The organism is Bowmanella dokdonensis (assembly GCF_017254865.1).
Lineage (GTDB): Bacteria > Pseudomonadota > Gammaproteobacteria > Enterobacterales > Alteromonadaceae > Bowmanella > Bowmanella dokdonensis.
Map to the genome: position 1 here is coordinate 1 of NZ_JAFKCV010000295.1, position 308 is coordinate 308.

General features: G+C 50.0%; 1 protein-coding gene. It reads right to left on the reverse strand.

Translation table 11 applies throughout. The annotated features are described in order from the left end of the window. A partial coding sequence (locus J0A66_RS22655) for a hydroxymethylglutaryl-coenzyme A reductase family protein (protein WP_500676673.1) occupies window positions 1-308 on the reverse strand: 308 nt, incomplete at both ends.

Consider the following 308-nt stretch of genomic DNA (forward strand, 5'->3'; position numbering starts at 1 on the left):
TTTCCTTTCCCATAGCACCCCAGTAGATTCAAGCATTCTTTTTGTGTTGGCAGCCCCGTTCCGCCGCCATAAGTGGCAACAATCAAGGAAGGTAAAGTAACCGACAAATAGAGATCGTCATTTTCAAGCAATTCATGGGAGAGGTGGCCAGCATGGGACTCCACCACATTGGCCTCATCCTGACCGGTAGCGATAAATAACGAAGCAATACCATTAGCAGAGTGCGGGCCATTGTAGGCGGCCCCTACTATTCTGGCCCCCACATTAGACAAGACAGCCGCCTTTGCCATCATACGACTGTCTACATG